The sequence below is a fragment of the Ruoffia tabacinasalis genome, from assembly GCF_005864045.1.
In the GTDB taxonomy this organism is placed as follows: Bacteria; Bacillota; Bacilli; order Lactobacillales; family Aerococcaceae; genus Ruoffia; species Ruoffia tabacinasalis.
The window spans coordinates 1-22,072 of the sequence record NZ_VBSP01000039.1; the positions used below are offsets into that span (position 1 = coordinate 1).

Genomic DNA, 22,072 nt, shown 5'->3' on the forward strand with positions numbered 1-22,072 from the left:
TTAAAGATGAGAACACAACACAAACTATCGTTGCATAGAGAGACACTTAAACATAGGAATAAAAAAAGAGCCAAGGTGACTGCGTCACCTGGCTCCTCGGTCCACCAACATCAAAAATTCATGAACCTGTTTTTCTAAATAACCGCGGTATTGATTTATGATAACGAATCAATTTGAAATATTGGGGAAGCAATTTTTTATTTTATTCCTAACTGTGCTATAATGTGATAAGTATATTATCAAAATGAAATTAACTAAATAAAGAGGTGTCAAATGAGTAAAATAAAAATAATCCCGTTAGGTGGGGTGCGTGAAGAAGGTAAAAACCTTTACGTGGTAGAAGTGAATGAGTCAATCTTTGTTTTGGATTGCGGACTAGTCTTTCCAGAAGAAGAATTACTTGGTATCGATGCAGTCATTCCAGATTTTACATACTTAGTTGAAAAGAAAGATCAAATCGTTGGGATTTTCCTGACACATGGTCATGATGATGCGATGGGTGCATTACCATATCTATTAGAGAAAGTTGATGCGCCAGTATTCGGAACAGAATTAACAATTGAATTAGCAACGATTTCAGCTAAATCACAAGGTTTACATCAACATATTGAGAACTTCTTCAAGATTGATGAAGATGTTGAGATTGAATTTGAAGATGCGACTGTAAGTTTCTTCAGAACCACACATACAATTCCAGGTTCTCTTGGTATTGTTGTCTCAACGGATGAAGGTTCAATTGTTTATACAGGAGACTTTAAATTCGATCCAAGTTTTTCAGAACAATACAGTACAAACTATGGTCGTTTAACTGATATTGGTGAAGCGGGTGTTTTAGCTTTACTAAGTGATTCAGCCGATGCAGAGAATGCGATTCAATCAGTCAGTGATAAGAAGATTACTGCTGACATGACTGAAGTTTTCCGTAATGAAGACGGACGTGTTATCGTTGCTTCAATCGGAAGTAATATCTCACGTATTCAGCAATTATTTTATGCTGCTAAAAATTCAGGTAGAACAATCTTCTTAGCAGACGACCAATTATACAAAATTGTTGACATTGCGATTCAATTAAATCAGATTGAAATCCCAAGTAAAGACATTATCGGACAAGTGAAAGATCTAAATAACACGCCTGACAACGAAGTCATTGTGTTAGAAACAGGTGACGTTGGCGAACCAATTAAAAATGTTCAATTAATGGCGACAAAACGTCATTCATTAATCAATATTAAAGATGGTGATTTAGTTTACCTAGCTACAACACCTTCAATTGCGATGGAAACAGTCATTGCCAAAACAAAAGATATGATTTACAAAGCGGGCGGAACAGTTAAGTCTGTAACAGATAACTTTAAAACATCTGGTCACGCGAGTCAGTCAGATTTAAAATTAATGATGAACTTTATCAAACCTAAATTTGTTATCCCTGTTAACGGTGAATCAAGAATGTTAGCCGCACACGCACGTTTAGCAAATGAAGTAGGTTATGAAGATAATCAAATTTTCTTACCGTACATCGGAGATGTTATTGAGTATAACAAAGGTAAAATGACGATGACTGCCCAAGTACCAGCCGGAAATGTTCTTATAGATGGTATTGGTGTTGGTGATATCGGTAACGTCGTTTTACGCGATCGCCGTATCTTAAGTGAAGATGGAATCTTTGTGGTTGTTGCTACGATTTCACGTCGTTTAGGTCGCGTACTAGTCGGACCACAAATTACTTCTAGAGGTTTCGTATATATGAAGACAAGTATTGATTTAATTGAAGCTTGTTCAGATATGACCTTAGATATATTAGATGAACATTTAAATGGTGATAATTTTGACTGGAGTGAACTAAAAGGGGATCTTCGTGAAAAAATCGGTAAATACTTATATAAAGAGACTCAACGTCGTCCGGTTGTCTTACCAATTATTATGGAAGCTTCAAATTATCAACCTAATAAAGAAGAAAAATAGGGGAGGTATAGAATGAATCAACGTACAAGAAGTATGCTATTGGATAGTTTATATGCGATTGTTCTAGGTTTAATTTTAGCTGTTGCTGCACAATATGTTAGCTCATTCATACCAGGTGATTATTCAGGCCTAGCGATGCTTCCATTAATCTGGTTAGCGCTACGTTATGGTTCACCACTTGCTATTATTTCTGCTTTACTGACAGGATTAATTGTTGGCTTTACACGACAAGGATTTACGGATTGGTTATCAGTCCTCCTTGAAGAAGCTTTACCTTTATTATCTGTAGGTTTTGCTGGATTATTCGCAAAATACACGCAAAAAACCCTAAATAACCGTCGATACTCATCTACTTACTTAAACATATTTACGGGTGCCTTACTTTCGACAGCGAGTTATATGTTTATCAAATTCTGGTTAACACCTTTAGCCTTAGATGAGATTAGTTTACTACAAATTAATGGTTGGGAATTTTGGTTAAGTTTAGTTGTGGTTTGGTTAATTATTGGCTTAGTTATCTTAATTATGGCTCGTAGTAATCCAAAACTAATTATCCCTAAGCGAACAAAATATTTATCTCGAAAAGAAACATCATCATTACTAAATGATTAATAAATTAAATGAAGTGTTGGTTATTATTATTGCCAACACTTTTTTATTTGATAAAAAATGACAAAAGAACAAGACCACCAATTGTTTGCGGGGATTGTGCAAACAATTGGTGGTCTATGAGTTCTAAGCAGCGTTGGCAGACGCAGTTAGAATTTGTTCTAAAGATAGTATGTAAGATCGCTTTGAATTAACTTCACTAATTGCAATGCGACGATTATGTTGAACGGTCGAAACGACGTTTGCTAAAACAGTCTTTTGTTCAATCTCTTGTTGAGAATCGTAGTATTCAAATGTGATTTCGACAGGATCGAGCGTCACATAATGTTGATGTAATAACTTCTCTACTTCATATAGAGGCATTATAAATCGTTTATCTTGTTTAATCTGAGTATTTAAAAAGGGTTTGAAGAAGCGCTGAACAGTAGTTACAAGATTAGAATTGGGTTTGATAGGTAATTCCATGAATGTCACTCCTTTATCCGAACAGATGTTTGTATTTATAGTATACGAACAAACGTTCCCTTTGTCAACACTTTCTTAAAAACAAAAGAATTTGAAATAAAATTCATAAAGTAATACAATAGATAAACAAAATTGAGTAATGAGAGGTTAATTTATGAGCGAAAATAATATGTCTCGTCGAAACATCCATCGAGGAAGACCTAAGAAAAGAAAAAAAGGATGTTTAATTTTCTTTATTATCATCATTGTTCTACTCATAGGAGCAGGCGCTGTAGGTGCTTATTTTTATAATAACGTTGTGAACACGGTAGATGTGATTCAACAAAGTAGACCTGAAGAACAAGTGAATTTACGTGATGAGGATGAACCAGATCCTGAAGTCAGTCGTATTCAAAATAAAGAACCATTTTCAATGTTAATATTAGGGGTTGAACCTTCAACCAATGATAATTTAGAAGAAGGTCAATCTGATATTATGGTTGTTGCCACAGTGAATCCTGAAGAAGAAAGTGTGGTTATGACAAATATACCTAGCAATACACTCACTGAAATTGCAGGACAAGAATCAGAAGGTATGATTCGAGAGGCGTATGAAACAGGTGGGTTATCGACAACCGTTAATACTGTGCAAGATTTACTAGAGATTCCGATTGATTATACGTTGACAGTGAATCTGAATGGACTTGCTGATATTATTGATGCGATTGGTGAAGTACCAGTGACTGCTACTGAAACCTTTGATCAAAAAGGGTATAGCTTCGTTGCAGGTGAAACGTATAATATGGACGGGGAAATGGCCTTAGCTTATATTGGTGATATTGATGAAGCGATTGAATCAGCTAATCGACAAGATAAAGCAAGACAAGTTGTCAGTGCGATTGTTCCACAAATTAGTCAAATTGATTCACTAGCGAGCATTCCTAAACTCCTTGGTAGTCTAAATGGTAATGTATTAACGAATCTATCTTTCAAAGATATTCAAACAATCGCCTTGGATTATCGTCAAATAATTACGAATGTGGAAACAGTACAGTTAGAAGGAAATTCTGAAACGATTGATGATGTAACTTACGAAGTATTAGATAGTAATACACTTACAAACATTCAAGAACAGTTAAAAGCATTGTTAGAGCAATAAAGAAACGCATGAAATTTCTTGATTTTATTTCAAGAAGAATTAAGATATGTTATGATATTAGTTATAGACATATAGAGTTTTATTTTGGAGGTAAATATGAGTGACACAAGAGGGTTATTAATTGTATTATCAGGTCCATCTGGAGTTGGAAAGGGAACTGTTAGAGCTGCAATTTTTAAGAATAATATTTATAACTATGTATATTCAGTTTCAGCTACGACTCGCCAAATGAGACCAGGTGAAGTAGATGGTGTCGATTATTACTTTACCTCACGTGAGGAGTTCGAAGAGCTAATAGAGGAAGATGCTTTGCTTGAGCACGCAGAATATGTTGGGAATTATTATGGTACACCAATTAGAGCGATTGAAGACAATCTGTCTAAAGGCCATGATGTGTTTTTAGAAATTGAAGTTCAAGGTGCAATGAAAGTTAGAGAAAGAATGCCTGATGGGATTTTCATTTTCTTAGCACCACCTAATCTCAACGAATTAGAGTCTAGAATTACTGGACGCGGGACTGATAATCAAGAAATCATTTATGAACGCATGCAAAAAGCACGTGAAGAAATTGACATGATGAAACATTACGACTATGTTGTCGTAAATGATGAAGTTGATTGTGCAGTAAACAAAGTAAATGGTATAATACAAAGTGAACATTTAAAAGTTTCAAGAGTCGTTGATCAAATTAAATTACAAATACATAATTATTTTCAAAAAGGGGAGTAATCCATCATGATGTTATATCCATCAGTTGACAAATTAGTTGAAAAAGTTCCATCAAAATATAGCTTAATTATCCTTGCGAGTAAACGCGCGCATGAAATGCAATTATACAAGCATGAAATGTTAGATTCATACGAAGCAATCAAACCAGTTGGAAGAGCGTTAGAAGAAGTTGTTTCTGGCGACTTACAAATCAAAGAACAATAAAAATCGAAGCTACTATGAAAGAATTTATACTACTTTCATAGTAGTTTTTTGTCATATGTTACAAATTTTTTAGAAGGAGGGGAAAGAATGATAGTGAAAGTTGTCATTGATATACCAGCGAAGCAAGTGAATCGCTCTTTTGATTATGCAGTGCCAAAAGATTGGGAATCTGCGATTAAACTAGGTAGCCGAGTTCAAGTACCTTTTGGCAATATGAAACGAACAGGCTTTGTCGTTGATATTGCGGACGAGACCGAATTTAACGGAAAACTCAAACCGATCCATAGTATTATGGATTATGATGTGTTCTTAAATGAAGAATTAATTGAATTGAGTGATTATTTAGCTGAGTATCTTCAATGCTTCCGAATTTCAGTTCTTCAAGCAATGTTACCGAGCTTACTCAAGGCAAAGTACGATGCTATCGTTCAAATTCATGATCCTGTTCTATTTAGTGAAAAAGTTGGATCATGGTATCAAAATGAAACAAGCATTGACCGAAAAGAATTGGAAGATAGAATTTCTCCCAATGCAATCAGTCAATTAAAAAAAGAAAATATCATTTCTATAGAATACCAAGTTATTAACCAAACGACGCAAAAAACTAAAACAATGATTAAAACAAACTTAAATAAAGACCAATTAATGAATGCTTTAGAAAAGACAAGCCAAAGAAGCTTTAAGCAACGGGCGATACTAGAATACTTCATTAATAATCAAGCTATCGAAAGCATTGAAAAAAACACTTTAATGACAGAATTAGAAGTATCCAATGCGACAATAAATTCAGCCATCGATAAAGAATGGATTACGACATTTAAAGAAGTTGTCTATCGTGATCCACTGAAGGACGTGTCTTTTCAAACGAGTTCATCAAAAACGTTACTACCTGAACAGCAGAATGCGTATGATTTAATTAGTCAAAGCGTTGATAACAAACAAGCGGATACGTATTTAATTGAAGGAGTAACCGGGAGTGGGAAGACAGAAATTTACTTGCAATTAATGGACAGAGCCTTACAACAAGGCAAATCTGCTTTATTACTCGTACCAGAAATTTCGTTAACACCACAAATGGTGGAACGCGTGGTCAGTCGCTTCCAAACTGGTATTGCAGTATTGCATTCTGGTTTATCTATCACTGAAAAATATGATGAATGGCAACGGATTATTAAAGGCGAAGCAAAAATCGTCGTAGGGGCGAGATCATCAATCTTTGCTCCTTTAGAAAATATTGGAATCATCATTATAGATGAAGAACATGAAACGACTTATAAGCAATCTGATAATCCACGTTATCATGCGAGAGATGTTGCGAGATGGCGGAGTGACTATCATGATGCCCCCTTAATACTGGGAAGTGCGACACCGTCTTTAGAAAGCCGTGCGCGAGCTCAAGTCGGTAACTATCACTTAATCCACCTGGAGAATCGGGTCAATCAAATGCCGATGCCACCTGTGGATATTATTGATATGACCCAAGTTGAGTTGAGGGAAACGGCGAATGAATTATCTCCAGAGCTTATTGAGAAGATTCAAGATCGACTCGATAAGAGGGAGCAAGTTGTATTATTACAAAACCGTCGCGGTTATGCCTCTTACTTACTATGTCGCGAATGTGGTTTTATTATGCAATGTCCTAGATGTGATATTTCTCTAACCTATCATAAGTTTGATAACCAAATGAAGTGTCACTATTGTGATTACCATGAACCTTTACCGACGCAATGTCCGAGCTGTCAATCACCGCACATTCGTACTCATGGTATCGGAACACAAAAGGTAGCCGAAACGTTAGAAGAAATATTTCCAGAAGCGAAGGTGACGCGAATGGATAATGATACAACTCGCCGTAAAGGCCAACATCAAAAATTACTAGATGAGTTTTCAAGTGGGCAATCGAATATTCTATTAGGAACGCAAATGATCGCTAAAGGCTTAGACTTTGAGAATGTAACCTTAGTAGGAGTCATCAATGCTGATACAGCGCTTAATTTACCTGATTTTAGGGCAAGTGAACGGACTTTCCAACTATTAACTCAAGTGAGTGGAAGAACCGGACGTGGGCGCTTAGCAGGTGAAGTGGTGATCCAAACGTATAATCCTGAACACTATGTGATTCAATTTGCAAAAACGCACGATTATGAAAACTTCTTCCGCTTTGAGATGAAGCGACGACATCTGACTAATTATCCGCCTTATTACTTTACGACCTTACTGACAGTATCTAGTAAGCATCAAGGGAAGGCGAGTCAATTGGCCTATGATTTAAAAGCTCAGTTATATAATCCTGAACTTGAAAGGAAAGAGCAATTATATATTATTGGTCCAAATCGGAATAATATTTCGAAAATTAACAATTATTACTATTTTAATTTACTTTTAAAATACAAAGACAAAACTACTATTCAAAGACAATTGGATGATATTTTGAATAATACACAACAAAAGGCAACACAAGGTGTGTATGTAAATATTGATCATGAACCACAATATTTTAGTTAGAAAGGATATGTATATGCATAAGATAATTTTTATGGGGACACCAGATTTCTCTGTTGAAGTATTGGAAGGGCTAGTGAATGATGCGAATTTGGAGGTTGTAGGTGTAGTCACTCAACCCGATCGACCTGTCGGGCGTAAAAAAGTATTAAAGCCGACACCAGTGAAGGAACTCGCATTAAAACATGACATCCCAGTCTATCAACCTGAAAAAATTAGAGGGTCCCAAGAAGATGAAGAGTTAAAAACTTTAAATGCTGACCTTATAGTTACAGCAGCGTATGGGCAATTTGTACCTAATGATTTAATTGAAGCACCAAAATATGGAGCAATTAATGTCCATGCGTCACTACTGCCTAAATACCGTGGTGGGGCACCAATTCATTATGCTTTATGGAATGGGGATAAAGAAACGGGAATTTCAATTATTTATATGACTAAAAAGATGGATGCAGGAGATATCTTATCTCAACGCGCCATTGAAATTAAGGCAACAGATGATGTAGGTAAATTATTTGAGTCTCTTGCTGTGGTAGGTAAAGAATTATTATTAGATACTTTACCTGCAGTTTTTGCTGGCGAAGTCCAAGCAACACCGCAAGTGGAAGAAGAAGTTGTCTTCTCTCCAACAATTACTAAAGAACAAGAGCGAATTTCTTGGGATTTAACTGCTCAAGAAGTGGATAATCATGTTCGTGCCTTTAGACCATTCCCATCGACATATACGCTATTAGATAATAACCGTGTTAAAATTTGGGCGGGTGAACCTGTAACATATAAAGGCGAATCCGGCGAAATTGGTGAAGTGGTTGCAGTTGAAGACAATAAATTAATTGTTCAATGCGGAGATAATTCATTTTATGGAATTAGCGAATGGCAAGAAAGTGGAAAAAAACGACTTTCAATTGAACAATGGTTGAATGGGAATAAGCCAGAGGCTATAATAGATAGCGTGTTCGAAAATAAATAACGATAGGAGGAACGAGTTTTGAAAATTAAGCAACGAAGTAAAAAACAATTAAATAAAAATTTACGTTGGCACTCACTCGTTCTACTCGATAAAATTGAAAATCATAATGAATTTTCAAATGTAGTGATAGACGAATTTTTACAAAATACACCTTTAGATGAAAGGGATAATCGATTAGTTGTCCAAATTGTATACGGAGTTATCCAAAACAAATTAACGATTGATTATTACTTAGCACCTTTCGTATCAGGTAAGAAACTTGATGACTGGGTTTCCACATTACTAAGACTTTCTGTATATCAGTTAGTATTTTTAGATCGAATTCCGAGTCATGCGGTAGTTAATGAAGCCGTTCAAGTAGCTAAAGTGAACGGTCATGGGGGCGTAGGGAATTTTGTAAATGCAATCTTGCGTCGTTTTATTCGAACGGATCGATTGGATATTGATGCGATTGAAGATTTCACTGAACGCTTAAGTGTGAAATACAGTATTAGTCCTTGGATTGTAGATTATTTCTTGAAACATCAAACGCATGAAGAAGTTGAGAACTTATTAGAAAGTTTACAAGAAGTTCCATTTATCTCTGCACGTGTAAATACAAGTAAGAAGTCTAGAAAAGAAGTCATGGAATCACTTTATAGTGAAGGTTATGACACTGTAGAAAGTGATATTTCACCCGTAGGTATTCGTTCTATGAACGGTAATCTCATTCATTCAACGGCTTTTAAAGAAGGTTGGTTAACAATTCAAGATGAATCATCGATGTTAGTAGCTCCTTTAGGTCATATTAATGGAGATGAAGAAATATTGGATGCATGTTCTGCACCAGGTGGGAAAGCGACACATATCGCGACACTATTAGAAACAGGACATCTGACAGGCTTAGACTTGTCAGAACCCAAAATTAAGCGAGTAAATGAACATATGGATCGTTTGGGACTTTCACAAAGAGTGACATTAAATGTGGAGGATGCGTCAAAACATCAGCCTACAGACGGTCAATTATATGATAAAATATATTTAGATGCACCTTGTTCTGGCTTAGGTTTAATGAGACGTAAACCTGAGATTAAATATGATAAATCATATGAAGATATACAAGAATTAGCACAAATACAAACCGAATTAATTAATCATGTATCAACATTATTAAAACCAGGTGGAGAAATTATATATAGTACTTGTACAATGTCTTATGAGGAAAATGAAGAAATCGTTCAATCATTTTTAAACGCTCATGATAATTTTGTACAAAGTCCAATTTCAGCTGAAAAAGATAATATTAAAGCAGATTTAATTACCGATGAAGGTAATATTCGAGTTTGGCCACAACAATACCATACAGATGGCTTTTTTATCTCACGTTTAGTTAAAAAAGACACAGAAGGTATTAAATAGTACAATAAAAAACTGAGGTGAAACAATGCAAATTTCGCTCCATTCAAGCGTAGGGAAACAGCGTAAGTCAAATCAAGATTATGCTGATTATTTTAAATCAGATTTTAATCAATACTTATTTGTCTTATGTGACGGAGTCGGCGGTCATCAAGCTGGTGAAGTCGCGAGTGAACTTACGACGAAATATTTAGGGAAGCAATTTAAGCAGTTGAGGAAAGAGTTAACGAAAGAAGATGCATCACAATGGATTGGAAAAGCTATTGAAGATGTAAATACTTATCTATATGAAGAATCTTTAAAAGATAGACAACTTGCAGGAATGGGAACGACGCTAGTTGTTTCATTAATTACAAAAGAGTTTGTCTTAATTGCGCATGTGGGGGACAGTCGCGCTTACGTATTCAACGAAGGCCATTTAATTCAAAAAACAGAAGACCATTCATTAGTCAATGAATTAATCCGATCAGGTGAGATTACTGAAGAAGAAGGAAATCTTCACCCACAACGAAACGTTGTCACACAATCAATTGGCGTGACACCGGATGTCGGCTATGAATTGTTGGAGTTACCAATTAATGAAGTGGAACACTTAATGCTTTGTTCTGATGGACTGACAAATATGGTGAGTCACGAAGAGATGGTTGATTTCTTCCAACAAACGGAAGACTTTGAACATTTAGCTGTATCCTTAGTTGATGCAGCAAATGAAGCTGGTGGACGAGACAATATTACGATTATTGTTGTTGGAGACATCCCTTCTTTAATCTTAGAGGATGGTGAAACGACATGATAGATATTAACTCTAAACTATCTGGACGCTACATTATTAACCAACTTGTTGGCTCAGGTGGGATGGCAAATGTTTATTTAGCCAGAGATTTGATATTAGATCGTGATGTTGCGGTTAAAGTATTACGCTTTGACTTCCAAGATAATCAAGATGCTATCCGTCGTTTCCAACGTGAAGCTATGGCGGCGAGTCAACTCTTGCATCATAATGTTGTGGAAGTTTATGATGTTGATGAAGAAGATGGCCAACAATATATTGTGATGGAGTACGTTAAAGGGAATGATTTAAAGACATTTATCCGTGAGAAATCACCTGTGTCTTTAGAATTAGCCGTTAATATTATGTCCCAAATTCTATCAGCCATTGATGTCGCACATAGACATAACATTATTCACCGTGATATTAAGCCACAAAATATACTAATTACTGAGAACAATGAAGTGAAGATCACTGACTTTGGTATTGCCGTCGTGCTATCAGATACATCATTAACACAAACAAACACATTGCTTGGTTCTGTGCATTATTTATCGCCTGAACAAGCGCGTGGTGGAAGTGCGACCGTTAAATCGGATATTTATGCTTTAGGTGTTGTTCTTTACGAATTAATCACTGGTGAAGTCCCTTATGACGGTGAGTCAGCTGTTTCGGTTGCTCTAAAGCATTTCCAAGAGGAATTCCCTCGTGTGAAAGAGCATTTAGATTATGTTCCACAAAGTTTAGAAAATGTGGTCATGCGATCAACCGCTAAATCATTAGAACATCGTTACAGTTCTGTTCAAGAAATGCTAAATGATCTAAGTACGAGTTTAAGTGTGAATCGTATGAACGAAAAACGCTTCGACCCAGAAACGGATATCGAAGATACATTAATTATGACGCCAATTAAACCAATAAGTACAGCAAGTCAAACGTTATCAAGTGTAGAAGTTAAAGAGGATTTTCAAGAGTATGAAGAGGAAATTCCTCAATATGATGAATTACCACCGATTTCTAGACCGAAGCGACTACGTAAACTGTTAATACAAGTATCTGTCGTATTATTAGTTATCTTATTGGCAGTCGGTGCGTATGCTTTATATAATCAAACGATTAGATATGTAACCGTCCCTGATGTTGAGAACTTATCTCAAGCAGAAGCGATGGCATTACTTGAAGAAGAGAACATTTCAGTTGGGAATGTGATTAATAATTGGCACGACACTGTCGTTCAAGGGAACGTTATCGAAACGGATCCTGAGATGGGCGAGCGAATTGAAAGAGACTCATCAGTCAATCTAGTCGTGAGTAGTGGGGAAGAACAAGTTCAAATCGGCGATTATGTCGGACAGAGCTATGAACCAATTCGTCAAATGTTGATTGAAGCTGGTTTTATCGTTGAACGTCAAGACTTGTTCACCAATGATGCGTCACAAACTGGGACCATCATGGCACAAAGTTTAGAACCGGGAACGCGCGTAGTTCCAGGTGAGACACCGATTACTATGACTGTAGGAAGTTATTCAGAATCAAGCACCATGCAAGATTTCTATAACTTATCCCTTGATATGGTTCAATCATTTGCGGATGGATATGGGTTAGTTGTAGATGTAGGTTATGAATACAGCGAGTTTATCCCAGAAGGACAGGTTATTAGTCAGTCACCTGAAAGCGGAACATCATTATATCCTGGTGATACAATTTCAGTTGTTGTTTCAATGGGAGCTGAAGAAGAAGAAATTAATTCTGCTTTAACTCCAGTATATATTGAATACTTACCAACGTATGAAGATAATGATGAAGAACAAGAAAATCCATTACCAAATACAATTCAAGTATTCATTGGTGATGAGTATAATAATATTACTGAAGTCGCTGAAGAATTTGAAATTACAGAGTCACAATTAATTGAATTAACTTTGTATATATCATCAAATGGTACAGGGCAATATCGAATATTGCGTGATGGTGAAGTGTATGAGGAAAGTAATAATGTTATACCACAGTAGCTGTTTCAAGGTTAAATCTTTCATATTGGAGGATTTAACCTTTTTTTAAAAGGAGGGTTTTATGCAAAAGAAAAAAGGTGTTATTTATCAATCAATTAGTGGGTTCTATTATGTGTGGTCTGAGAATCAAAGTTTTGCCACAAAACCTAAAGGTTTATTTCGACACACAAATGAAAAACCCCTAGTAGGTGATGAAGTAGTCATTGAAGTTGATGAACAAGATAGTCAGTCAGAAAGTCGTCTTATTGAAATATTACCAAGAGAAAATGAGTTAGTTCGACCAAGTATTTCGAATGTAAATTACTCAATGATTGTGACTTCATTAGTTGAACCAGATTTTTCTTATAATTTATTAGATTACTTTTTAGTTTCTATCGAATCGAACCATATTGAACCGATTATCTTATTATCTAAGTATGACTTATTAGTCGAAGCGCTTGGCCAAGAAGAAGCCGACCGAAAAGTTGAAGAAATTAAACGAGTATACGCACCCGCTGGTTATACCGTTGTGACTTTAAATAATAATGAATCAGATATTGATAAGATTAAACATTTGATAGACTCAGGCTTATACGTCATAATGGGACAATCAGGTGTTGGGAAGTCAACTCTATTAAACTTATTATTACCTGAAGCGAATATTGAAACAGGGATCATTAGTGAAGCTTTAAACCGTGGGAAACACACAACTCGAGAAGTCACATTATATCCATTTAACGATGGATTCTTAGCTGACACACCAGGTTTTAGCGCCATTGATTTTCCAGATATCGATAAAGCTGAATTAAGATTCTATTTCCCAGAGATAGCTAGGGCGGGAGAATCGTGTAAGTTCCGGTCATGTTTGCATTTAAATGAACCGGGTTGTAATGTTAAAAGCGAAGTTGAAGCGGGTGACATTGCCCAAAGTCGTTATAATAATTATGAACAAATTATGGAACGGATTGAGCAAAGAAAACCTGTTTATAAAAAGAAAAAATAGTAGGGGGATTATTTATGAAAGTTGCACCATCAATTTTAAGTGCAGATTTTAGTAAATTAGGCGCTGATTTAGTTGATATTGTATCAAATGGCGCTGATTATATTCATATCGATATGATGGATGGAAATTTTGTACCAAACTTGTCTTTTGGTCCGATGGTTATGAAGTCTATTCGACCTCTAACAGATAAAACATTTGATTGTCATTTAATGATTGAAGAACCTGAACGCTATATTGAACTTGTTGCTGAATCAGGCGCAGATATTATTTCTGTTCATGTTGAAGCAACAAAACATATTCACCGTGTAATCCAACAAATCAAACAAACTGGCACGAAAGCGGGTGTCGTAATTAATCCAGGTACGCCGGTTGGAGCAATCGAAGCAGTATTGGCAGATGTTGATCTAGTTTTAGTTATGACAGTGAATCCAGGTTTTGGTGGACAAACATTTATTCCATCAAGCTTGAATAAAATCAAGAAACTAAAAGCACTCCGTGAAGAAAATAACTACAAATATGAGATTGAAGTGGATGGCGGTATTAATGAGGACACAAGTAAGAAATGCTTAGAAGCAGGAGCAGATGTATTAGTGGCAGGTTCTTACATATTTAGTCACAATAACCGCAAGGAAGCGATCGATTCATTAAGAAATTAAGGTGTTATGATGCAAAGTAAAGAAAAAGAATACGTGATCGTATGTGGGGGCGCTGTAAAACCAGCAGTCTCAGAAATACCTAAATATGTCCAAAATCACAAAACATATTATATTGGTGTGGATGGTGGAAGTTTAAAACTTATTAAAGCTGGCTATTACTTGGATTATGCTGTCGGTGATTTTGATTCAGTGACAGAAGAAGAATTCCAATTAATTAAAGAGAATGCGACACATATTATCAAACATCCAGCTCAAAAAGATGATACAGATATGGAATTAGCTTTAGAAATCGTCCAAGAGGAGTTTCCAGATTTAGAATGTTTAATTCTAGGCGGAATCGGAGAGAAGAAAGGCCGCTTGGATCACATGCTAGCAAATATTTGGATGGTTTATCAACCAAGATTTAAAAAAAGTGTTGGAAGAATAAAGTTTATTGAAAAGAATCATGTCTTTCAATTTTTCTTCCCTGGAGAATATGAGATTAGTGCTGAAAAGATGTTACCAGATTACTTATCCATCATCACTTTAACAGCTGTAGAGCAATTAAGTATCCAAAATGCTGTTTATAATCTTGGAACTACTGATATAGGCTATCCACGTGCACTCATAAGTAATGAGTTTATCGATAAAAACCATCCGGTGAAACTATCATTCAAGCAAGGACTCGTTCTAGTTCTTAGAGTGAATGAAAGAAAGTAGGAGGATAATATGTCAAAACCAATCATTGCAGTTTACGCCATTACAAAAGATTGGCAATTAGAAGAAATCAAAGCAACAGCTAAAGACTATGATGTAAGAGTTAAAGATGAAATTAGACCCGAAGACATTAAAAATATTGAGATTGTCTATGGTTGGGAATCTGAATTAAGTGAAAACATAGCAGATTTAAAACAACTTAAATGGATTCAAAAAGATACCGCAGGTCTTGACGCAATTCCAGAAAGTCTCAGAAAAGATAAAGATATTTTTCTTTCAAACATGAGTGGTGTCCATGCTGTTCCAATTACTGAGAATATATTTGGTTATATTTTAGGAGTTGCTAGAGGGATAATTCCAGCGATGACAAATCAATTGGAAAGAAAATGGGATAAAAGCATTGCTTCAAATATGTTCTCTTTAAAAGACAAGAAGGTATTAGTTTATGGAACAGGCTCAATTGGGCAAGAGATTGCTCGAACAGCTAAGTTTTTTGAAATGGCAACATATGGCGTGAATTCGAATGGCCGTTCAATCCAAACCTTTGACCATTCATACACGATGGAAAGCAGCCAAGAAATCCTTTCAGATATGGACTTTGTTATTAATGCATTGCCTTTAACAGATGAAAGTGAATTATTCTTTGATAAAGAAATCTTTGCTAACATGAAAGATACTGCTTACTTCTTGAATATCGGTCGAGGTGAATCAGTGAAAGATGATCATCTGATTGAAGTTTTGGAAGCAGGGACTTTAGCGGGAACTTATTTAGACGTCACATCGCCGGAACCACTTCCAGAATCATCAAAATTATGGCAAACACAAAACTTAGTCATTACGCCACATATCTCTGGCAATGTTGAACATTTTAGAGATATGATTTATCCGATTTTTAAAGAAAATCTTGATAGTTATTTATCTAATGGAACACTGGCTAAGAATGAGTACAACAAGAAAAAAGGTTATTAATTCATACAGCCTAAAAATAGGGTACAATCCAAAAACTGCCTTGACTTATAACCTTGGATAGACTAATATTACTTCTTGGAAACAAAACCGCTTTATAAATAGAAAATATTGAAAAAATTCTTGCACAAGAATGAAAAATATGATAAATTATTACGGTATGAAAAAGCAGAGACAAAGCTCCTGCAAGAAATGGAGGAAATACTAATGGCTAAAGAATGTTACTTTACAGGACGTAAAGCTAGATCTGGTAACACTCGTTCTCATGCATTGAACGCAAACAAACGTACTTTTGGTGCTAACTTACAAAAAGTTCGCATTATGGTAGACGGCGAGCCTAAGAAAGTTTGGGTTTCTGCACGTGCATTAAAATCAGGTAAAGTTGAACGTGTTTAATCTCGTTATATTATTTAAATAAGCTAATTTGCTTTGAGCAAGTTAGCTTTTTTATTTGTAATCGAACATAAACTTGAACAAATTTTTTTATATAATACAATTCTCTTTGTCAAACCGTTGTAGTTTGGTAATATCAATTTAAGTGAATAATAACGATGTTTATGATAAAATAACTAAGATATAAACAATAGGAGGAGATTGTATGGCAATAAATATTCCAACCCCAAATGGACAAATCACATTAAGTAATGAAGTTATCGCAACAGTTGTAGGTGCAGCGGTTACTGATAACTACGGTGTCGTAGGGATGGTAAGTAAAAGTTTCTTTCGTGATAATATAATAGAAATTTTACGTAGAGAGAATTTTGCCAAAGGTGTAGTTCTTTCCCAAAACGGTAATAAAGTGGCAGTGGATGTATATATTCTTGTATCTTATGGAACAAAAATATCTGTCATCTGTCAAAATATTCAAGAAACAGTAAAATATAATGTCGAACGTTTACTAGGATTCACACTAGATTTTGTAAATGTTCACGTTCAAGGAGTAAAAGTTGACTAAATTTTAAAGTCAATGAGTTATAAGGAGGACGAAAGTTGGAACTTACTATGTTAACGGCACCAGAATTTCAATCAATGATTATCGCTGGAGCAGATCGTTTAACAGAGAACGTTGATTTAATCAATTCACTAAATGTATTCCCAGTTCCAGATGGAGATACAGGAACGAATATGAATATGTCATTTATCTCTGGTGTTGAAAAATTAAAAGAAAATACTTCAGGACACGTTGGAGAAGCAAGTACAGCCTTAGCTAAAGGGTTATTAATGGGAGCGCGAGGAAACTCAGGCGTTATCCTATCACAAATCTTTAGAGGCTTTTCTAAAGCGATTGAAGATCAAGAGAATGTCGATGCTGAATATTTTGTTAAAGCATTTGCTGGTGGAGTAGAATCAGCCTATAAAGCAGTTATGAAGCCTGTTGAAGGAACAATCTTAACAGTTGCACGTGAATCAGCTTTAGCTGGTGAACAAGCAGCTAAAAACACAACAGACATCGTTGAAATTATGCGAGCAATCGTTAAAGGCGCAAGTGTTGCACTTGAGAAAACGACTGACATGTTACCAGTTCTGAAACAGGTCGGCGTTGTGGATAGTGGAGGAAAAGGTTTACTTTGCCTTTATGAAGGATTCTTATCTAGCCTAACAGGTGAAGTCATTATTTCTGAAGATCATTCTAAAAAGTCGGAAGCTCATTCTCATGCGGTATTCGAAGAAACAAATGAACACCCAATGTCAATGGATGATATTACATTCGGATATTGTACAGAAATCATGGTTCGTATCGGTAATGGTCCAACCGTTGAAAAAGAATTTGATTATGATGAGTTCCGTAATATCTTAAATGAAAAAGGAGACTCATTATTAGTTGTATCTGACGATGAAATAGCGAAGGTACATATTCATACTGAAGACCCAGGCGAAATTATGCAATTAGGTCAAGAGTATGGAGAATTAATCAAAATTAAAGTAGATAATATGCGTGAACAAGTGCGTGAATTAGAAACTGCCAATCAAGCTTTATCTCAACAACAAACAACTGCAGTTGCTCCTAAAGATTATGCAGTGATTGCTGTTGCAGCAGGTGAAGGTATGACTGAAATGCTGAAATCAATCGGTATTGATGTAGTTCTTTCAGGTGGTCAGACGATGAATCCATCAACAGAAGATTTTGTTAAAGCGATGGAGACGACACCAGCAGAACGCTTTATTCTATTACCGAATAACAAAAACATCATTATGGCTGCAGAACAAGCAACAGAAGTGATTGAAAAACCTGCAGTGGTTGTACCAACAAGAACTGTTCCAGAAGCGATTAGTGCCATTTTTGCATTTAATCCAGAAGGAACGATTGAAGATAATCATGCTGCCATGAGTGGAAACATTGAAATGGTTTCAACTGGTCAAATTACTTATGCTATTCGTGATACAAACCTAGACGGCGTTGAAATTCTGAAAGATGAATTTATGGGAATCGTTGATGGGAAAATTATCTTATCTGAACCTCTTGTAGAGAATGCTTTATACAATACTTTAGATAATATGATTAATGACGAGAGCGAAATTGTAACTATCTTCATTGGAGAAGGCGGAAAAGAAGATTTAGTTGAACAAGTCATTGAACAATTAGAAGCAACATACTCTGAGGTAGATTTTGAAGTGATTCAAGGTGACCAACCTGTTTACGAGTATATTATGTCAGTAGAATAAATCTATTCAAAGGGGAAAGGGGCATATTGTTCCTTTTCCCTTTTTGCATATCAACCATGACAAAAAGGAGTCAATTATGGATCAATTAAATTGGAATGAAACAATTAATAAACTAAATGGCGTTGGTCCAGTTGCGACGGACAAATTTGCTTCCATAGGTGTGAATACTATTCGAGATTTAATGTTTCATTTTCCTTTTCGATATGAAGATTTACAAGCACGACCGCTTGAGTCAATTCTTGATGGAGAGAAGGTAACACTTAAAGGGACGGTAGTGACTCCAGCAGTTGTAAATTACTTTGGAGGACGTAAGAGTCGATTGACATTCAGAATGAGTCTTGATGAGCATAATATTATTAGTGTTTCTTTCTTCAACCAACCTTATTTAGCAAAGAATGTTGAAGTCGGTCAAGAGAAAGCAATCTTTGGAAAATGGCAAAGTGACCGACAAAATCTCTTAGGTATGAAGATTATTAAATTAAATGAAGATAATGGTGATTTTAATCCAGTCTATTCGACGACAAAAGGTCTGAAACAAACTCAAATTATTAAAGCTATAAAGTCAGCCTTTGAAGCGAGCTCGTCTTCAATAGTTGAAATCATTCCTGATAATATTAATCATAAGTACCGATTGCTGCCGTTAAATAAAGCTTTATATCAAATGCATTTTCCTAAAGATGCCCGAGAGTTTAAAGAAGCTGAGCGTAAAATTATTTTTCAAGAGTTTTTCTTATACCAATGGCGACTTCAAGCTACCATGCAACAATCTCAAAAAGAGACGGGGATTCGAGTCTTGTATGATAATCATGACTTAAAGGAAATCGTTACGCAATTACCCTATCAATTAACAGAAGCACAAAAAAAGGCTGTCAATGAGATTTGCTATGACTTATTAGCGCCATATCCAATGCGTCGCATGCTTCAAGGGGATGTGGGGAGTGGTAAGACACTTGTTGCATTTCTAGGCATGATGGCTGCGGTTTTAGCTGGATATCAAGCTGTCTTAATGGTTCCAACTGAAATTCTAGCCAAACAACACGTTGTGAATTTTAATCGGATCTTTGAAGACATTGGCTACCATAGCGAGATTTTAGTTAGTGCAATGAAAGCTAAAGAGAAGAAAGACGTCTTAGATGGACTTGCAAGTGGAAGAATACGAATTGTCATTGGAACGCATGCCTTAATTCAACCCGCTGTGACTTATAAGCAATTAGGAATCGCAATTATTGACGAGCAGCACCGGTTTGGAGTAGATCAACGTCATGCTTTAATGGAGAAAGTTGAAGCAGAAGAAACTTTAAACATATTACAAATGACAGCGACTCCAATTCCACGCTCACTAGCCCAAACAATCTATGGGGATATGACGGTGTCAACAATTGATCAATTACCTAAAGGGAGAATACCGATTGAAACAAAATTAATCGATGAAGATAATCTCGAATTCCTTTATAATAAAATGGTGGAAGAATTAAAAGAGGGACACCAAATATACTATGTTCTTCCCATCATTGATCAATCTGAACATTTAGAACAAATTGAGAATGTAAATGCGATTAAAGAAAAATTATCCGTACAGTTTCCAGAGTGGAATGTAGGAGCTTTACACGGTCAATTGAGTAAAGATGACCAACAACAAGTGATGAATGCTTATGAACAAAATAAACTTCAAATTCTAGTTGCAACAACGATGGTAGAAGTCGGCGTCGATGTACCTAATGCGACAATTATAGTTATCCATTCAGCTGAACGCTTTGGCTTAGCTCAGTTGCATCAATTAAGAGGACGTGTCGGACGTAGTAACCTACCAAGTTATTGTTACTTAATTGGTAAACCTACAACTGAACAAGGTAAAAAGCGTCTTGAAATTATGGAACAAGAATCGGATGGCTTCATTATAAGTCAAGAAGATATGAAGATACGCGGGATGGGTGATATCTTAGGCTTAGCCCAAAGCGGGATTCCTCAATTTAAGTATGCGAACCTTTTCGAAGATCAACATATCCACAAAGTAGCCAAGGATGAAGTTACGTGGTATTTAAATCATCCTTTAGAGTTAGAAGATCAGGAAATTAATGCAATCATTAATTGGTTGACAAACCAGCAAATAAAAATTTAGTATAGATAGAAATAAAAAGATAGTGGAGGGATAAAATGATTACAATTGCAATCGATGCTATGGGTGGCGACAATGCACCAAAAGCCATTGTTGATGGCGCTAATTTAGCAATAAAAACATTCAACGATATCCAAATTAATTTATATGGTGATAGTGAAAGTATTGAACAATACTTAGTCAAAGATGACCGTATTAAAGTCATTCACACAACTGAAATTGTCACTGGAGAAGATGAACCCGTGAGAGCCATTCGTCGGAAAAAAGATTCGTCTATGGTTGTTGCTGCACGTGATGTCAAAGAAGGTAAAGCAGATGCTTTATTATCTGCCGGTAATACAGGTGCTTTATTAACCGCTGGTTTACTAGTTGTTGGACGAATTAAGAATATTGACCGTCCTGGATTAATGCCAATTATTCCAACAGTATCAAAAGAATCACCCCAGGTGATCCTAATGGATGCTGGAGCAAATGCTGAAGTGAAACCAGTTAATCTAGAACAATTTACAGTATTAGCTAACTTTTACGCTAAAAATGTATTAAATGTAGAAAATCCACGTATTGGTTTATTAAACAATGGAACTGAAGAAGGTAAAGGGAATTCAATTACTAAAGAGGCTTTCGATTTAATGAAGCAATTAGATAATATTAATTTTATTGGGAATGTCGAGGCGAAGTCTATCTTAACTGGAGAAGTTGATATCGTCATTACGGATGGCTTTACAGGTAATGCAGTCTTAAAAACTCTGGAAGGAACAGTTAAAAGTGTTGTTGGATTGTTACTTGATACGCTAAAAAACTCTGGATTAAAAACAAAAATTGGTGCAGGTTTAATTAAAGACTCATTAAAAGAAACATTTAACAATCTAGATGATACGAAGCAAGGTGGGGCAGTTTTACTTGGCGTAAAATCTCCAGTAATTAAAGCACACGGCTCTTCCAACGACGAAGCAATATTTAATGCGATTCGTCAATCAAGAACAGTTGTAAGCGCGGGTGTCGTTCAAGATGCTGTAAATTATTTTGAAAATTAGAATTTTTTTAATGCGTAAAGACATCAGACGTATTGCTTCCTATATGAACTTTAATACATATTAAAATATAAAAAAGGGTGTGTTGTAAGATGAAACGCAACACTAAAAAAAGACATGAAGATTCGTTATACTTAAGTCACCACAACATAGTATAAGGAGAGAATCTTCATGTCACACACTCATTTTAACACAAAGAAATCTAA

At 35.7% G+C, this 22,072-nt stretch carries 20 protein-coding genes; 19 read left to right on the top strand and 1 reads right to left on the bottom strand.

The annotated features are described in order from the left end of the window. Window positions 1-273: 273 nt before the first annotated feature. Window positions 274-1,962: a ribonuclease J gene (locus FEZ33_RS09450; protein WP_138405140.1), complete on the top strand. Its 1,689-nt coding sequence runs from the start codon at window positions 274-276 to the stop codon at window positions 1,960-1,962. Between the two features lie 12 nt (window positions 1,963-1,974). Then, window positions 1,975-2,574, top strand: a complete 600-nt coding sequence (locus FEZ33_RS09455) for an energy-coupled thiamine transporter ThiT (protein WP_138405141.1) — start codon at window positions 1,975-1,977, stop codon at window positions 2,572-2,574. 123 nt (window positions 2,575-2,697) lie between these two features. On the opposite strand, the gene FEZ33_RS09460 is transcribed toward FEZ33_RS09455, so the two are convergent. Next, window positions 2,698-3,036, bottom strand: coding sequence for a hypothetical protein (locus tag FEZ33_RS09460; RefSeq protein WP_138405142.1), 339 nt, complete (start codon window positions 3,034-3,036; stop codon window positions 2,698-2,700). Between the two features lie 154 nt (window positions 3,037-3,190). Here FEZ33_RS09460 and FEZ33_RS09465 point away from each other — a divergent pair, with 154 nt between their 5' ends. From FEZ33_RS09465 to plsX, 17 genes are all read left to right on the top strand, one after another. Then, entirely contained in the window at window positions 3,191-4,174 is a 984-nt protein-coding gene (locus FEZ33_RS09465; RefSeq protein ID WP_138405143.1) for an LCP family glycopolymer transferase, read from the top strand. Between the two features lie 96 nt (window positions 4,175-4,270). Further along, on the top strand, window positions 4,271-4,903 hold the full coding sequence (gene gmk, locus FEZ33_RS09470; RefSeq protein ID WP_138405144.1) for a guanylate kinase: 633 nt from the start codon (window positions 4,271-4,273) through the stop codon (window positions 4,901-4,903). Window positions 4,904-4,909: 6 nt separating this feature from the next. Next, a complete protein-coding gene (rpoZ, locus tag FEZ33_RS09475; protein WP_138405145.1) occupies window positions 4,910-5,107 on the top strand; it encodes a DNA-directed RNA polymerase subunit omega in 198 nt (65 codons plus the stop codon). Between the two features lie 87 nt (window positions 5,108-5,194). After that, on the top strand, window positions 5,195-7,612 hold the full coding sequence (priA, locus tag FEZ33_RS09480) for a primosomal protein N' (protein WP_138405146.1): 2,418 nt from the start codon (window positions 5,195-5,197) through the stop codon (window positions 7,610-7,612). A 13-nt stretch (window positions 7,613-7,625) separates the two neighbouring features. Next, the gene (gene fmt, locus FEZ33_RS09485; protein WP_138405147.1) at window positions 7,626-8,579 is read left to right on the top strand and encodes a methionyl-tRNA formyltransferase; all 954 of its coding nucleotides are present in this window, start codon (window positions 7,626-7,628) and stop codon (window positions 8,577-8,579) included. 18 nt (window positions 8,580-8,597) lie between these two features. Further along, the gene (gene rsmB, locus FEZ33_RS09490) at window positions 8,598-9,977 is read left to right on the top strand and encodes a 16S rRNA (cytosine(967)-C(5))-methyltransferase RsmB (protein ID WP_138405148.1); all 1,380 of its coding nucleotides are present in this window, start codon (window positions 8,598-8,600) and stop codon (window positions 9,975-9,977) included. A gap of 25 nt (window positions 9,978-10,002) precedes the next feature. Then, on the top strand, window positions 10,003-10,767 hold the full coding sequence (locus FEZ33_RS09495; RefSeq protein ID WP_138405149.1) for a Stp1/IreP family PP2C-type Ser/Thr phosphatase: 765 nt from the start codon (window positions 10,003-10,005) through the stop codon (window positions 10,765-10,767). Beyond that, window positions 10,764-12,755, top strand: coding sequence for a Stk1 family PASTA domain-containing Ser/Thr kinase (gene pknB, locus FEZ33_RS09500; RefSeq protein ID WP_138405150.1), 1,992 nt, complete (start codon window positions 10,764-10,766; stop codon window positions 12,753-12,755). The genes FEZ33_RS09495 and pknB overlap by 4 nt, the downstream gene beginning before the upstream one ends. Window positions 12,756-12,816: 61 nt before the next feature. Then, complete coding sequence (gene rsgA / locus FEZ33_RS09505; protein WP_138405151.1) at window positions 12,817-13,737, top strand: ribosome small subunit-dependent GTPase A; 921 nt, start codon at window positions 12,817-12,819, stop codon at window positions 13,735-13,737. A gap of 14 nt (window positions 13,738-13,751) precedes the next feature. Beyond that, window positions 13,752-14,393 carry a ribulose-phosphate 3-epimerase gene (gene rpe, locus FEZ33_RS09510; RefSeq protein WP_138405152.1) on the top strand — a complete coding sequence of 214 codons (642 nt, stop codon included), beginning with the start codon at window positions 13,752-13,754 and terminating at the stop codon, window positions 14,391-14,393. A gap of 9 nt (window positions 14,394-14,402) precedes the next feature. Continuing rightward, window positions 14,403-15,092 carry a thiamine diphosphokinase gene (locus tag FEZ33_RS09515; RefSeq protein ID WP_171031353.1) on the top strand — a complete coding sequence of 230 codons (690 nt, stop codon included), beginning with the start codon at window positions 14,403-14,405 and terminating at the stop codon, window positions 15,090-15,092. 9 nt (window positions 15,093-15,101) lie between these two features. Further along, window positions 15,102-16,058, top strand: a complete 957-nt coding sequence (locus FEZ33_RS09520) for an NAD(P)-dependent oxidoreductase (RefSeq protein ID WP_138405154.1) — start codon at window positions 15,102-15,104, stop codon at window positions 16,056-16,058. A 204-nt stretch (window positions 16,059-16,262) separates the two neighbouring features. Next, window positions 16,263-16,451 carry a 50S ribosomal protein L28 gene (gene rpmB, locus FEZ33_RS09525; RefSeq protein ID WP_138405155.1) on the top strand — a complete coding sequence of 63 codons (189 nt, stop codon included), beginning with the start codon at window positions 16,263-16,265 and terminating at the stop codon, window positions 16,449-16,451. A 202-nt stretch (window positions 16,452-16,653) separates the two neighbouring features. Next, complete coding sequence (locus tag FEZ33_RS09530) at window positions 16,654-17,010, top strand: Asp23/Gls24 family envelope stress response protein (RefSeq protein ID WP_138405156.1); 357 nt, start codon at window positions 16,654-16,656, stop codon at window positions 17,008-17,010. Between the two features lie 35 nt (window positions 17,011-17,045). Further along, window positions 17,046-18,719 carry a DAK2 domain-containing protein gene (locus FEZ33_RS09535; RefSeq protein ID WP_138405157.1) on the top strand — a complete coding sequence of 558 codons (1,674 nt, stop codon included), beginning with the start codon at window positions 17,046-17,048 and terminating at the stop codon, window positions 18,717-18,719. Between the two features lie 43 nt (window positions 18,720-18,762). Further along, window positions 18,763-20,838 carry an ATP-dependent DNA helicase RecG gene (gene recG / locus FEZ33_RS09540; protein ID WP_268951517.1) on the top strand — a complete coding sequence of 692 codons (2,076 nt, stop codon included), beginning with the start codon at window positions 18,763-18,765 and terminating at the stop codon, window positions 20,836-20,838. A 35-nt stretch (window positions 20,839-20,873) separates the two neighbouring features. Further along, complete coding sequence (gene plsX, locus FEZ33_RS09545; protein WP_138405159.1) at window positions 20,874-21,869, top strand: phosphate acyltransferase PlsX; 996 nt, start codon at window positions 20,874-20,876, stop codon at window positions 21,867-21,869. Window positions 21,870-22,072 lie beyond the last annotated feature (203 nt).

Bases quoted from the DNA above. Each gene is read 5' to 3' on its own strand.
- FEZ33_RS09450 (WP_138405140.1), top strand. From the start codon at position 274: ATGAGTAAAATAAAAATAATCCCGTTAGGTGGGGTGCGTGAAGAAGGT.
- FEZ33_RS09455 (WP_138405141.1), top strand. From the start codon at position 1,975: ATGAATCAACGTACAAGAAGTATGCTATTGGATAGTTTATATGCGATT.
- FEZ33_RS09460 (WP_138405142.1), bottom strand. From the start codon at position 3,036: ATGGAATTACCTATCAAACCCAATTCTAATCTTGTAACTACTGTTCAG.
- FEZ33_RS09465 (WP_138405143.1), top strand. From the start codon at position 3,191: ATGAGCGAAAATAATATGTCTCGTCGAAACATCCATCGAGGAAGACCT.
- gmk (WP_138405144.1), top strand. From the start codon at position 4,271: ATGAGTGACACAAGAGGGTTATTAATTGTATTATCAGGTCCATCTGGA.
- rpoZ (WP_138405145.1), top strand. From the start codon at position 4,910: ATGATGTTATATCCATCAGTTGACAAATTAGTTGAAAAAGTTCCATCA.
- priA (WP_138405146.1), top strand. From the start codon at position 5,195: ATGATAGTGAAAGTTGTCATTGATATACCAGCGAAGCAAGTGAATCGC.
- fmt (WP_138405147.1), top strand. From the start codon at position 7,626: ATGCATAAGATAATTTTTATGGGGACACCAGATTTCTCTGTTGAAGTA.
- FEZ33_RS09495 (WP_138405149.1), top strand. From the start codon at position 10,003: ATGCAAATTTCGCTCCATTCAAGCGTAGGGAAACAGCGTAAGTCAAAT.
- pknB (WP_138405150.1), top strand. From the start codon at position 10,764: ATGATAGATATTAACTCTAAACTATCTGGACGCTACATTATTAACCAA.
- rsgA (WP_138405151.1), top strand. From the start codon at position 12,817: ATGCAAAAGAAAAAAGGTGTTATTTATCAATCAATTAGTGGGTTCTAT.
- rpe (WP_138405152.1), top strand. From the start codon at position 13,752: ATGAAAGTTGCACCATCAATTTTAAGTGCAGATTTTAGTAAATTAGGC.
- FEZ33_RS09515 (WP_171031353.1), top strand. From the start codon at position 14,403: ATGCAAAGTAAAGAAAAAGAATACGTGATCGTATGTGGGGGCGCTGTA.
- FEZ33_RS09520 (WP_138405154.1), top strand. From the start codon at position 15,102: ATGTCAAAACCAATCATTGCAGTTTACGCCATTACAAAAGATTGGCAA.
- rpmB (WP_138405155.1), top strand. From the start codon at position 16,263: ATGGCTAAAGAATGTTACTTTACAGGACGTAAAGCTAGATCTGGTAAC.
- FEZ33_RS09530 (WP_138405156.1), top strand. From the start codon at position 16,654: ATGGCAATAAATATTCCAACCCCAAATGGACAAATCACATTAAGTAAT.
- plsX (WP_138405159.1), top strand. From the start codon at position 20,874: ATGATTACAATTGCAATCGATGCTATGGGTGGCGACAATGCACCAAAA.